11 protein-coding genes and 1 pseudogene are annotated in these 13,467 nt (G+C 65.1%); 3 read left to right on the top strand and 9 right to left on the bottom strand.

The window, feature by feature from the left end; genetic code table 11:
• The 9 genes and pseudogenes from WA944_RS16325 to WA944_RS16285 all read right to left on the bottom strand — a co-directional run.
• Positions 1–940: DUF222 domain-containing protein (locus WA944_RS16325; protein ID WP_526647134.1), on the bottom strand; the 940-nt coding region annotated here is incomplete at its 3' end.
• 144 nt (positions 941–1,084) lie between these two features.
• Positions 1,085–2,590 (bottom strand): class I adenylate-forming enzyme family protein, encoded by a 1,506-nt coding sequence (locus WA944_RS16320; RefSeq protein ID WP_526373687.1) that lies wholly within the window; start codon positions 2,588–2,590, stop codon positions 1,085–1,087.
• Between the two features lie 84 nt (positions 2,591–2,674).
• A complete protein-coding gene (locus WA944_RS16315) occupies positions 2,675–4,069 on the bottom strand; it encodes a DHA2 family efflux MFS transporter permease subunit (RefSeq protein ID WP_526610635.1) in 1,395 nt (464 codons plus the stop codon).
• A gap of 94 nt (positions 4,070–4,163) precedes the next feature.
• Positions 4,164–4,910, bottom strand: a complete 747-nt coding sequence (locus WA944_RS16310) for an RNA polymerase subunit sigma-70 (protein WP_526647133.1) — start codon at positions 4,908–4,910, stop codon at positions 4,164–4,166.
• Entirely contained in the window at positions 4,907–5,155 is a 249-nt protein-coding gene (locus tag WA944_RS16305) for an RNA polymerase sigma factor (protein WP_526647132.1), read from the bottom strand. Before WA944_RS16305 ends, WA944_RS16310 begins: the two co-directional genes overlap by 4 nt.
• 59 nt (positions 5,156–5,214) lie before the next feature.
• Positions 5,215–6,774, bottom strand: coding sequence for a glutamine-hydrolyzing GMP synthase (gene guaA, locus WA944_RS16300; RefSeq protein ID WP_526647131.1), 1,560 nt, complete (start codon positions 6,772–6,774; stop codon positions 5,215–5,217).
• A gap of 18 nt (positions 6,775–6,792) precedes the next feature.
• Positions 6,793–8,420 (bottom strand): annotated as a pseudogene (locus tag WA944_RS16295) (peptide chain release factor 3).
• Positions 8,421–8,482: 62 nt separating this feature from the next.
• On the bottom strand, positions 8,483–9,643 hold the full coding sequence (locus WA944_RS16290) for an MFS transporter (protein ID WP_526374249.1): 1,161 nt from the start codon (positions 9,641–9,643) through the stop codon (positions 8,483–8,485).
• 94 nt (positions 9,644–9,737) lie between these two features.
• Entirely contained in the window at positions 9,738–10,133 is a 396-nt protein-coding gene (locus WA944_RS16285; protein WP_526374252.1) for a MerR family transcriptional regulator, read from the bottom strand.
• Positions 10,134–10,320: 187 nt separating this feature from the next.
• Here WA944_RS16285 and WA944_RS16280 point away from each other — a divergent pair, with 187 nt between their 5' ends.
• The 3 genes from WA944_RS16280 to WA944_RS16270 all read left to right on the top strand — a co-directional run.
• A complete protein-coding gene (locus WA944_RS16280; RefSeq protein ID WP_526374248.1) occupies positions 10,321–12,456 on the top strand; it encodes a HelD family protein in 2,136 nt (711 codons plus the stop codon).
• Positions 12,453–13,169, top strand: coding sequence for a spermidine synthase (locus tag WA944_RS16275; protein ID WP_526609823.1), 717 nt, complete (start codon positions 12,453–12,455; stop codon positions 13,167–13,169). The genes WA944_RS16280 and WA944_RS16275 overlap by 4 nt, the downstream gene beginning before the upstream one ends.
• A 112-nt stretch (positions 13,170–13,281) precedes the next feature.
• Positions 13,282–13,467 (top strand): hypothetical protein (locus WA944_RS16270; RefSeq protein WP_526374246.1); only part of this gene is annotated, 186 nt, incomplete at its 3' end.

Genomic DNA, 13,467 nt, shown 5'->3' with positions numbered 1-13,467 from the left:
CGCTGACACCGACCCCGGCGCGGGATTCCAGATCCTGCAGCGTGGTGCGGATGATCACCGCCACCGGTAACCCGTTGAGGGTGCCGAGTTCCCCGCTCATCAACGCGATCCGCCCCACCACCACCAGTGCGTCGTGCTGGCGCTGGGCCAGGCTGCGGTGATCGTTGTCGATCTGAGCTTGCGACGGCGTACCCGAAGTGCACGGTTCAGGGTCATCAGGGTTGCACATCCCCGGCGCGGCGTACTTCGCGAAAATCGCCTCCCACACCACCGCAGCTTCAGGGCTCAACTCCCCGGTCAGCGGGGTCATCGCATCACCGCGCTGTTTACCCAACCTGACCGCGCGTTTGCGGGCTCGCTCGGCGTCATCGGGGACCGGGCCGTCCTGATCGAGCAGGAACAACCGCAAGGCGGCGGTGTCCTTGAGAGCCTTGGGTCCCACCCCGACGGCGACGCGGACCAGGTCGACTTCGAACTGCTCGCGGGTGGTCGTGTCGACCCACGCGGGTAGGGCCTTGATAGCGTCTCGGAGCACTTTGACGTGTTCGCGGTTGATCAGCCCGCCGATCTGCGCGGCGGCTACTGCGGGCAGCAACGGGGGTAGAGGTTCGCCGGTCAGTGCCTGTCGCGGCCCGATCTCGGCTGCTTCGTTGAGCCGACGGCGGGCCTCGCCAGTGGTGATGCGCCAGCGGAGCGCCAGGACGTCCTTCCAAGACTTGGCGCCCAGTTCTTGGGGTGTGGCCTCAGTCTGCAACCTGGACAGCGCGCGGTGTGACTGCGTGGGCAGCTGACACGTCAAGACTTCGAGTCCGTCCATGAACTCCAGCAGCCCCGCCGCTGGCAGGGTTTCGAGATCGCAGTCGGCGACCGCGTCGTAGGCATCCAGCAATGCAGTCATTGCTTCCTGCGCGACCGTCCTCGACATGATTCGAACATACAGTCGAACACCGACAAACCACCGCGGGATGTGGCACCGCGTGAAATCTGAGGCACGAGTGACACACGGGCCCAGGATCGTGGGTCAACCGGCAGCGGGTCTTCAGCACCACGGTCGACCGGTACTGCGGGCCGCGGGTCGTTCCGCTCACGCTTGAGGAGTCGACAATGGAGTTTCGGTCAGGTCACGCCGGGATATCTTGCCGGTGGCGGTGAGCGGCAGCGACGGTCGCAGGTGGATGCGAGCGGGGATTTTGTAATCGGCGATGCGCTCACGTAAGAAGGCGACCAGCTCACCGACTGTCAGAATCGTATTCGGCTGCGCCACCACGAACGCGACCGGCACCTCACCCTCCTCCAGGTCGGGGACGCCGACGACCGCCGCGATCTCCACACCTGGATGCTGCTCCAACGTCGCCTCGACCTCACCCAGGGTTATCTTCGACGTTCGCCGGACGATGATGTCTTTGATGCGGCCGGTGAACCACCAGACGCCGTCGGTGTCCTGATGGGCGAGATCGCCGGTGTGGAACCACCCATCTACCAACATCGCAGCCGTCAGTTCGTCGTCCTGCCAATACCGCTGCATCACCATCGGTCCCGAAACCAGTAGCTCACCGGTCGCGTCGTCGACGCGTAGTCGCACACCCCGAACCGGTCGTCCAATGCACCCGTCGCGGTCTGAACGGGCCTCACGCTGAACCGTAAGCCAGATCGCTTCGGTCATTCCGTATCCGACGCAGATCGGCAGTCCGGTGACTCGGACGAACTCCCGCTGCACAGAAGCCGGTACCGTGTCGCCGCCGGTGTACACGCCACGCAGCGAGGTGAACCAATCTTGTGAAATTCCCGGTTGCCGCAGCAATTGGGCCAACACGTCGACGTGCGTTGAAATCAACGTCGGTCGATACGTCGCGAGCGGCCGGACATAAGTGGCGGTGTCGAAGCCGTCGTAGAGAACGACGGTGCCGCCCGCGAGCAATGTGGTGAAAGTGGCGATGAACCCGCTGACGTGCACCAGCGGCTCGAAGACCAGAAAGACGTCGGTCGGTCGGACGTCGCCGAACGCCTCCGACGTGCTGGTCAGCATCGCTAGCGCGGAGGCGTGGCTGTGCACGACGCCCTTGGGCTGGCCCATCGATCCTGACGTGAAGAAAATAACCGCCGCGGCATCGCGCGGTATGTCCCGCAATTCGCCGGACTCCGCACGTTCCGCGCCGGCGAGCACCGCGGTGTACTTCTCGCCGCCGAGGCCGGCGCAATCGTATTCGCATTCGCATTCACATTCGCCGACGATGATGAGCCGGACATCCGCCAGAAGAGATCTGTCGACCTGGGCCAGCATCGCGAGTCGATTCGCGTGTGCGATGAGCCAGCGGGGCCGCGAGCGGCGCAGCGCGCGTTCGACTTCGGGCGGCGCGTAGCGCGCTTTCAACGGGGTTGCGACCGCGCCCGCGGCAAAACACGCGAGGTAGGCGGTTACCAGTTCGGGGCTGTTCGGCAACATCAGGACGACCCGCTCGCTTTCGAGGTGATCCGCGCGCATCGCCCCGGCGAGCGCCTCTGAAGCAGCGCGCAGCGCTTTGTACGACAGGCGCCGACCCTCGTGCACCAGCGCGCTCGCATCACCGCGACTGACGTCGGTTGAGGCCATTCGGCTGAGCGTCGTCACGGCATCAATTGTGGCCGAATCGATCGAGAAATCTCCCGAGTTGCCTGACGCCTGGGTCGGCAGGTGTCAGCAAGCCGTAGTCGCCTCGACGAACCGCTCCTCACGCTCGCCCATCGTGGCGGCGATGATCGCTGCGGCAGCAGAGAACACCGCACAGGCAGCCGCCACCACCACGAATCCGCTGACGAACTCACCGGACGAAAGATGGCTGCCGGCAGCGGCGAACAGAGCGACGAGCACCGCAATGCCGAGCACACCACCGACCTCTTGACTGACGCCGTTGACGCCGGAGGCTCTACCGATGTCACCGGGCGGCACCGCGCCCAACATCGCGCTCTGGACCACCGGTATCGCCATCGACGTGCCGATTCCCTCCACGAGCAGCGGCAGCAGCAACGCGGCGTAGGCGGTCTCGGGAGTGGCTACCAAGGACAGCCATCCGAGTCCGACGGCCTTCAAGGCCAGACCGAGCACCAGGACGGGCCGGTTGCCGAAGCGGTCGGCCATCGCACCGGCCAATGGAGCCACCACCAACAGCGTGGCGGTCCACGGAATCAGCCGGAGCCCGGACTCGAGTGCGGTGTATCCGCGTCCGATCTGCAGGTACTGCGACAGAAAGAACACGGTGCCGTACAGCGCTGCGTACAGAAGCAAACTGACGACCGCAGACGCGGAGAACGTACGCCGACGGAACAGTCGAAGCGGCAGCATCGGTGCGGCGGTACGGCCTTCCCAGCCGATGAAAAGGCCCAGCAGAGCAACACCGGACGCCAGCGGTACCACGACTTCGGCACTGGCCCAACCTGATTCATTGCCCGTCACCAACGCCCAGACCACGCCGAGGCAGCCGCCGGTGACCAGGACGATGCCACCCAGGTCGAGCGCGGTGTCCGGGCCCCGGCTGTCGACCAGTCTCCTGGTCAATGGAATCAACATCACAGCGATCGGCACGTTGATCCAGAAGATCCACTCCCAGCCGACGAAGTAGGCCACGATGCCGCCGACCGGCGGCCCGGCGATGGTCGCCAGTCCGGTCAGCCCCTCGAACAGGCCCAGTGCCCGGCCCCGTCGGTCATCAGTCATCTCGCTGCTCAGCAGCGCCACCGCCAGCGGCATGACGACCGCCGCACCAGCCCCCTGGGCAACCCGCGCCGCGATCAGGAACTCGATCCCGGACGACAACGCGCACGCGGCGGACGCGGAGGCGAACAGCGCCAAGCCGGCGACGAACACCCGGCGACGCCCGAATCGGTCGCCCAACGCGGCGCCGACCGGCAACAGGACCGCGAAGGCGAGGCCGTAACCGGTGACGGCCCACTGCACAAGTCCGAGCGATGCGTCGAGTTCGTTCTTGATCGTCGGAAGCGCGGTGGAGACCACCAGCAAGTCGAGGGCCACCATGAACGAGGCCACCGATGTCAGTCCGATCACCCAGCGTTGGTGGACGGTGAATGACGCCACAACAAGCTCCTTTTCCAGCGCAGCGCGCCTCGACGGTTTCACTTGTTATGACCGTGGGAGGCTCGCCGACTCATCAGGCCGGCACGAGCGCCTGCTAGCCGTTCAGTGCTGTCGGCAACCCGAATCGGGCCATCAGTGCACCGTCGACGAACGACGTCACCGCGGTGATGCGACCGTCGTCAACTGTGAGCACGTCGAGCACCTGGGCGAGGAAGCAGCACTCTTCGGGGGACCACAGGTAACAACCCACCGCGGGTTGGCCGTTGGCCACCGTCACCAGGTGGCGCCATTTATGGCGCATCGGCCCGTCGGCGAGAAAGTCGGCGACCGCATCTTTTCCGCGGAACCATGAGCCCATCGGGGGCATCGACCAGGTGACGTCGTCGGTCAGCAGGCCAACCAATGCTGCGAGATCGGCCCGTTCCATGGCGTCGACATAGGCGTCGACCACCTGCACCACCCGCTTGTCCTCCAGTGCCGGTCGTGATGCGGTGCCGCCACCTCCGATACGTTCGCCGACCATCCGACGGGCGCGCTGCAGCGCACTGTTGACTGCAGCGACCGAGGTGTCCATCAGGTCGGCGACCTCGCGCGCCGAATAGCCCACGACCTCGCGGAGCAGCAGCGCCGCGCGTTCATTGCCGGGCAGGTGCTGGAGCGCGGCGACGAAGGCCAGCGTCAGGTGCTCTCGCCGTTCGGCGCGCTCGTGCGGATCGGAACGGTTGTCGAGCACCAGCGACACAGTGTCCGGATACGGCTCCAGCCAGGCTGTTTCGGTCACCGGGGCCGACGACAGGTCCATCGGCAGCACCCGCCTGCCCCGCTGCTCGATCATGGTCAGACAGACATTCGTTGCGATGCGGTAGAGCCATCCACGGACCGTGCCGCGTCCGTGAAACCACCCAGACCGCGCCAGGCCCGTAACCAGACGTCCTGCAGGGCTTCGTCGGCGTCGTGTACCGAGCCCAGCATCCGGTAGCAGTGGGTATGCAACTCCACTGCGTAGCGGCCGGTCAGTTCCGCGAATGCCTGTTCGTCACCGCTTTGTGCCGCCATCAGCGAAGCGGCGTGTTTGTCATAGGTCATGATGTGGTGACTGTCGTGACCTGCTCAACTCATCGCGGACAGCGCTGCGGACCGGCTGATCACTCCCACTCGATGGTGCCCGGCGGCTTGCTGGTGACATCCAGCACCACGCGGTTCACCTCAGGGACCTCGTTGGTGATCCGCGTCGAAATCCGTTCCAGCACTTCGTAAGGCACCCGAGTCCAGTCCGCGGTCATGGCGTCCTCGCTGGAGACCGGACGCAGCACGATGGGATGCCCGTAGGTGCGGCCGTCACCCTGCACACCCACCGAACGGACATCGGCCAGGAGCACCACCGGGCACTGCCAGATCTGATGGTCCAACCCGGCCGACGTCAGTTCCTCGCGGGTGATGGCATCGGCACGGCGCAGCGTGTCGAGGCGTCCCGCAGTGACCTCGCCGACGATCCGGATGCCCAGACCGGGGCCGGGAAACGGTTGGCGGGCAACGATTTCCTCCGGTAGACCGAGTTCCCGCCCGACGGCGCGCACCTCGTCTTTGAACAGCAGCCGCAACGGCTCGACGAGCGTGAACTTCAGGTCGCCGGGCAACCCGCCGACGTTGTGGTGGCTCTTGATGTTGGCGGTTCCCGATCCACCGCCGGACTCCACCACGTCGGGGTACAGCGTGCCCTGAACCAGGAACTCGACATCACCGTCCGCCGCCCCCAGCGCGTCACGCACCGCACCTTCGAAGGCTCTGATGAACTCGCGGCCGATGATCTTGCGTTTGCCCTCGGGATTGGTGACCCCGGACAGTGCCTCGAGGAACCGGTCGGCGACGTCGACGGTCACCAGGTTGGCGCCCGTGGCGGCGACGAAGTCGCGTTGCACCTGCCCCCGCTCGCCGGCGCGAAGCAGCCCGTGGTCGACGAACACGCAGGTCAGCTGATCGCCGACGGCGCGCTGCACCAGGGCGGCCGCGACCGCCGAGTCGACACCGCCGGAGAGCCCGCAGATCGCGCGTCCGTCACCGATCTGCGCGCGCACCTGTTCGACGAGCGCGTCGGCGATGTTGGCCGCGGTCCAGGTGGCGTCGATACCGGCGAACTCGTGCAGGAACCGGCTCAGCACCTGCTGACCGTGCGGGGTGTGCATCACCTCGGGGTGGTATTGCACCCCGGCCAGCCGACGGCCCGGGTTCTCGAACGCCGCCACCGGCGCCCCGGAGCTGGTGGCAACGACCTCGAAGCCTTCCGGGGCCTCGGTCACCGCGTCGCCGTGGCTCATCCACACCGGCTGGGTGTTCGGCAGGTCCGAATGCAATTGCCCGCCAGTGACTTTGAGCTCGGTGCGGCCATACTCGCTGGTGCCGGTGCGGGCCACCGTGCCTCCCAGCGCCTGCGCCATGGCCTGGAAGCCGTAACAGATGCCGAAGACCGGGACGTCCAGGTCGAACAACCCGGGGTCCAGTTGCGGGGCGCCCTCGGCGTAGACGCTGGCCGGGCCGCCGGACAGCACGACCGCGCGGGGATTGCGCTCCTTGATCTCCTCGACGCTGGCGGTGTGCGGGATGACCTCGGAGTACACCCGCGCCTCGCGGACCCGGCGCGCGATCAACTGGGCGTATTGCGCGCCGAAGTCGACGACCAGCACGGGACGGGGAGCTGCAGAATCCACCGGGTCAGTCTAATGGGGTCACCCGGCCCCGCTGGCGACGAGCGGCTCCAAGACCAGGTCGGGGTGGTTACGCAATATCATCTCCATGCGCCACTTGTCGCTGAACAGCGCCAGCAACGCTCCGTCGGTGCGATGGAGAACCTCCGCACCGGACTGGGAATCCACGATGCCCGTGTCGTCCGGGCGGATTCGACGCACCATGGAGTAGTTGAGATGCTCCAGCGCGACGGGAGTGTTCAACTCACCCGCCATCCGGTGGCTGGCGACCTCGAACTGCATGGGCCCCACCGCGGCGAGCACCGGGGCCTGGTCGCCACGCAGGTCCGAACGCAGCACCTGGACGACACCTTCCTGTTCGAGCTGGGTGATCCCGCGCCGAAAAGCCTTGTGCTTGCTGGGGTCAGCGGCCCGACAGACGGCGAAGTACTCGGGAGTGAACTGCGGAATCGGGGGGACTCCACGTGATCGCCGCGATACAGCGTGTCGCCGACGCGCAGTGCGGTCGCGTTGACCAAGCCGATGACATCGCCGGGCCAGGCGGTGTCGATGGTGGCACGCTGCTGGCCGAACACCGACTGCGCATACTTGGTGGCGAACGGCTTGCCGGTGCTCGCATGGGTGACGATGTCGCCCCGGTGGAACACACCCGAGCACACCCGGGCGTACGCAAGGCGGTCACGGTGAGCGCTGTCCATACCCGCCTGAACCTTGAACACGAACGCATTGAAGTCGGCGTCGACCGCGCGCCTGTTGCCAACGACGTCCACCGTGCCGTCGGGCGACGGCGCGTGCTGCACCAAGGTGTCGAGCAGTTGGCTGACACCGAAGTTGAGCACCGCTGACGTGAACAGCACCGGGGTGCTGCCACCCGACAGGAAGGTCTCCGGGTCGAAGTCGGCGCCATCGGCAGACAGCAACTCGGACTCCTCCACTGCGTGCTGCCAGTCCAGACCGGCCACCTGCTCTGCCCGCGCCGAAGCGAGATGCTCCTCGGGAGCAATGGTCGCCCCACCCGCGGTGCGGGTGAACCGGATGAACCCGCCACTGCGACGGTCGAGCACGCCGTGGAAGTCTCCGGCGATCCCGACCGGCCAGATCAACGGTGTGGGCCGCAACCCGATACGGGCCTCGATCTCGTCGAGAAGTTCCAGCGCATCACGACCCGGCCGGTCCCACTTGTTGATCACGGTGATGATCGGGATCCCACGTTGCCGACACACCTGGAACAGCTTGAGAGTTTGCGGTTCCAGACCTTTGGCTGCGTCGATGAGCATGACGGCACAGTCGACAGCGGTGAGCACCCGGTAGGTGTCCTCGGAGAAATCCGCGTGACCGGGCGTGTCGAGGAGGTTGATCACACAGTCGTGCCCATTCGACCGGTAGGCGAACTGCAGCGCTGTCGACGTGATGGAAATGCCCCGCGCCTTTTCCATGTCCATCCAGTCGGAGACGGTGGAGCGTCGTCCTGCCTTGCCGTGGATCGCTCCCGCCTCGGCGATCACCCGGGCGTGCAATGCAAGCGCCTCGGTCAGCGTGGACTTGCCGGCGTCGGGATGGCTGATCACGGCGAAAGTGCGTCTGCGTTGCGCTTCGAGGCACACCTGTGACAGCGGCGCGTGCACAGGGGCGGCGGGTTCGAAGGTCATAAATGTCGCATCGCCAATCTCGAAGGAACCCCCAGAAGAACATACTCTTACGTGATAGTAGTTTAGGGCTGACGCGGCGCAGGCGCCAACACCGCAAACACCGCAACCACCAGCGGCAATGGTGCCAAGATCAACAGCGTCGTCGCGTAGCTACCCACGATGTCATGACCGAGCGCGACCGCCAGCGGCCCGAACGCCGTGGAACCGACACCGATGGTGGCCGCGATGCCCCGTATTGCGCCGATGTGCGCGACACCGAAGTAGTGCGCATAGGCCGCCGCCTCGATCGACCGCATCGCTCCGCCGGACAAGCCCAATATCAAGCCGTAGCCCAGCGCTGCGAAACCCGGACTCACCACCATCGCGATCACCATCGCCGCCGAAAGCGCCACCATGGCGAACGCGATCCCGAAGCGCGGGGCGATGACATCGGCCGACGCACCGATCACCAGGGTGCCGATCAGAGCCGCCGCAGTCTGTGGGATGAAGTTCGCCGCCGCCTCGGTGGCGGACAAACCGCGTTCCCCGAGCAGCGCAATCTGATGAAAGTTCAGTCCGGTGGTCAGCATTCCCGAGGCCGCCAGGCCGGCAGCGATCGCCCAGAACATCGCCGTACGGGTGGCCTGCCGCACCGTCCACTCAACCGGCCGCGCGGCGGTGACCGGCCCCTCGGAAGAGAGCGGTATTTCCACACGCGCGAGAGCCGGTCGAGGCAGTCGGCGTAACGCCACGACGCCGATGGGGACGACAACGCACCACACGGCCAAACCCTCGATGATCCAGACAGTCTGGATTCCGTACTGCGCCACCAGGCGCTCCAACAGCAGCGGCGCCATCGACACCCCGGCCGAGCCGACGCCGGCGGTGATACCGATCATCAGTCCCCGCCGCTGCGTCGCATGTACCGCGACCAAGGTGGTTGCCACCAGTCCGAGCGCCCCCTGGCCGCACATCCGGATGCCCACGAAGCCGGCGGTGAGGCTGAACACGGATGTGGCGAAGCCGATTCCGATCAGGACAGCGCCGAACAACAGCCCGACGCCGATCATCATCGGCCTGACCCCGTAGCGGTCGAGAGCGCGGCCCACCCACGGCATGGCCGCTGCGCCGAGCAGCGTGCCGATGAGATAACTCGTCGACAACTGGGTGCGACTGATGCCGAGCGATTCGATCAGCGGGTCGGTGAAAATCGACACGGCCGCCGTCTGACCGGGGGCCGTCATCACCGCCGCCACGCTCGCCCACCCGACGATCGCGAATTGGCCCGGCCGCCGCGCTACGTCATCCGCGGTCGCATACGGGGAAGTCAGGGGCGGGTCAGCGCCGGCCCGCGCGGGCCTCGACTCGAGTCCGCTCCCGTAGCAAGTCGGCGAGCTCCTCGGCGTACGCGAGCTGCTGACGCAGCCGCTCAGCGCTCTCGTCGGTCTTGATACAGAATTCGCGTAGCCGCTGGACGGCATCTGTGCGCTCGGCCGCCGGCGATTTCGTGTCGTCCAACACATCCAGCGTGGCCAGCAGGTCTTTCATCTCAGCCAGCGTGAATCCGAGTGGCTTCATCCGCCGTACGACCAACAGCCGGTCGACGTCGGCCTCGGAATACAGGCGGAAGCCTCCCGAACTGCGGACCGAGGGCGTCACCAGGCCGACGTCGTCGTAGTGGCGCACCGTGCGGATCGAGAGCTCAGTGCGCGCCGCGACCTGTCCGATCTGCATGTGCACACCCTGGGACTCACTCACCGTGAATCACCTCCTGCCCGCCGCCGTGAAGCACCTACCCTAACGTGTGGGGAGATCCCCCGGCAGAACACTGTGCTGCCCACGAAACCCTCAGCCATCACCGCGATCCGTCCGAATTTCTACTCTGACGTTACAGTAGTTTTGTACGCCAGCAGAACCGGAGATGGCTTTGACGACCTCATACCCCCGCGACGAAGAGCAAGAGCGCCAGTACTTGGCCAAGACGATCGACCTTCTGTCATCCGAGCTCGAGAACCTCACCGACTCCATCGGCAAGTCCGCCAAGTCCATCCAGGAGCGCAAGGAGCACCTGTGGGAGAACCGGCGGGACATGGATTTTGCCGAGAAGGCGGACTACCGAACTGCTGTCAACCTGTCCGTCGCACTCGGGGAGCGCGCGGTCCTGACCCGGGAACGGGTCAGGCGTCTCCTGCAGACCCCCTACTTCGGACGCGTCGACTTCTGGCCCACGGGTGAGCCGCATGCCTATGCGCACTACATCGGCGTGCACAACTTCTTCGATCCGGAGACGCGGGAGATCCGCATCCACGACTGGCGGGCCCCCGTGTCCAGTCTGTTCTACGACTTCGAGTCGGGCGAAGCGTCTTTCGAGACGCCCGGCGGCACCGCCCAGGGTGAGATCACCGGCAAGCGCCAGTACAAGATCCAGGACGGGCACCTGGACTTCATGTTCGAAACCACGCTGAACATCGGTGACGACGTGCTGCAGCGGGAACTGAGCCAATCCGCCGATGACAAGATGAAGAACATCGTCGCGACCATCCAGCGCGAGCAGAATGCGGTGATTCGCAACGAGACCGCGTCGGTGCTGCTGCTGCAGGGGGTGGCGGGTTCAGGGAAGACGTCGATCGCGCTGCACCGGGTGGCATTCCTGCTGTACCGGTTCAAGGACACCCTTTCGTCGGACGACGTGATGATCCTGTCTCCCAACAAGGTCTTCGGTGACTACATCGCCGAAGTGCTGCCGGAGTTGGGTGAGGAACAGGTCGCTGAGATCGACTTCGGCCGGATCGCTGATCGGTTCCTCGCCAAAGTCACCGATTACGAGACGTTCAGCGACCAGGTGATCAAGCTCCTCGAACGTATTGATGATGCTTCGGCAGTGCGGATGCGCTACAAGGCCACAGCGGAATTCGTCACTCGTCTAGATGACTGGATCGATTCGCGTTCAGCAGGGTTTGTCGCCGATGAAATCGCCCAGAAGCACAAGCGGCTTTCGGCTCAATGGGTGGCGGACACCTTCGACGAGTGGGCGGCGATGCCTATCTTCGCGCGGCTCGACCGTGTGGCGAATACGGCTGTGCACCTTCTCAAGAACGAGGTGATGGACCGGGGCGGCAAGTGGTCCGGCGCCGATACCGCCGGCGTCCGCAAGCAGGTGCGGGCGATGTTCCCGTATAAGGATGCGTTCGCCATCTACAAGGGGTTCTACGAGGATCCCGCGCGGCGCAAATTGTTCAAACCACTGGCCCGCAAGAAGATCGAATACTCGGACGCCTTTCCGTTGATCTACACCATGATCACCACCGACCGCCTCGAGAACTACGGCCACATCCGCCATCTCGTCGTGGACGAGATGCAGGATTACACCCCCATCCAGTACGCGGTCCTGCGTCAGCTGTTTTCCTGCAAGATGACGATCCTGGGCGACTCGAACCAGTCGGTGAACCCGTTCAGCTCGTCGTCACTGTCCACGATCCGCGACATCTTCCCGGAGGCCGACTGCCTGGAGTTGTGCAAGAGCTACCGGTCCACCGCCGAGATCACCGACTTCGCCCAGCACATCTCGAGAAACGACAAGCTCGTGCCGATTGCCCGCCATGGCCTGCCCCCTCGGGTGATCGCCTGTGCGGATTCACGGGATCAGCTGGCCCGAGTACTGAGCATCATCGAGGATCACCGGCGCGGCGAACACCGTTCACTGGGCATCATCTGTAAGACCGTCGACCAAGCCCACGAGCTGTACCAGGAGCTGTCCTCCGCCGGAATGGAGCTGACCCTGCTGGACTATGACAGCACCGCGTTCGCCGGTGGCATCGTCGTCACCACAGCCCACATATCCAAGGGTCTGGAATTCGACACGGTGGTCGTCCCACACGTCGACGACACGAACTACGCCACCGAGATGGACAAATGCATGCTCTACATCGCGTGCACCAGAGCCATGCACGAACTCCACCTCACCCATACCGGGCCGCTCTCCCGAATGCTGGCCTTTGCCGATGAGGCCGACGAATCGAGAATCGCCCGCGCGGGATCGCTATCGTTGCATCGATGAGCGCACGGTTCGAGGAATTGGGCTGGCAACAAACGCCGATCGGGGTGATCTCCCTGCGGCGCCGCTTCGATCTGACCGCGGGCACCGACGTGTACGAGGTCAAGCTGGGCGACGAGTACCTCATGTCAAGCCTGTTCACCGCCGCCGAACGCGAGCTGGCCCGGCTCGGTTTGGCGCGAACACCGGGCGCGAATCTGGACGTGGTCGTCGGCGGCCTTGGGCTCGGCTACACCGCCCAAGAAGCACTGAACTGCAATCGAATCCGATCGTTGACGATCATCGAGTACTCCGAAGCGGTCATCGACTGGCATAACCGCGATCTGCTTCCCGACACGACCGGATTGGCCACCGACAGTCGAGTCACTTTGGCGCGTGGGGATTTTTTCGCCGCCGCGACGGATGTGACGGGATTCGATCCCGAAAAACCGGGGCGAACCTACGACGCGATCCTGCTCGACATCGATCATTCACCCCGCCACGTGCTCAATCAGCCCCATGCGGACTTCTACAGCTGTTACGGACTGCGTGCCGCATCAGCTCGCCTCGTTCCGGGGGGCACTTTCGCCATGTGGTCCGACGATGCACCGGACGACGATTTCTGTTCGCTCCTCGAAGCCGTCTTCACCGACGTCGAGGCCCAGCAAGTCTGGTTCGACAACCCCATCACCCGAGGGCGATCGGCCAACACCGTTTATCTCGCAACACGGCCATGACGGCCCTCGCCGCAGCAGCCCGCCGAGTTTTCTCAATACTCTCTCCTTACGTTAGAGTAGAGAAACGCGGTCGCGACGCCGTGGAGACATGCGCCAACGGGTAGGAGGATCGATGACCCTCAAGACGATCTCGTCGATCACGCGCTACAACAACGCGTTTCCCGAGGCTCTGATGCCCTCGAACATGCGCGAACTGGAGTCGATGCGCCGGTTCAACGCGGCCGGCATCGGCCTCGAGGACGATGTGACCGGTTCAGGTGGCTTGCTCGCCATCGACTTCCTTCCCGGTGGCGCGCCA

Origin of the sequence: Mycobacterium sp. (assembly GCF_049683355.1) — a bacterium.
In the GTDB taxonomy this organism is placed as follows: domain Bacteria; phylum Actinomycetota; class Actinomycetes; order Mycobacteriales; family Mycobacteriaceae; genus Mycobacterium.
Note: the sequence above shows the minus strand (reverse complement) of the source record. Positions and strands in the feature narration are given on the sequence as shown.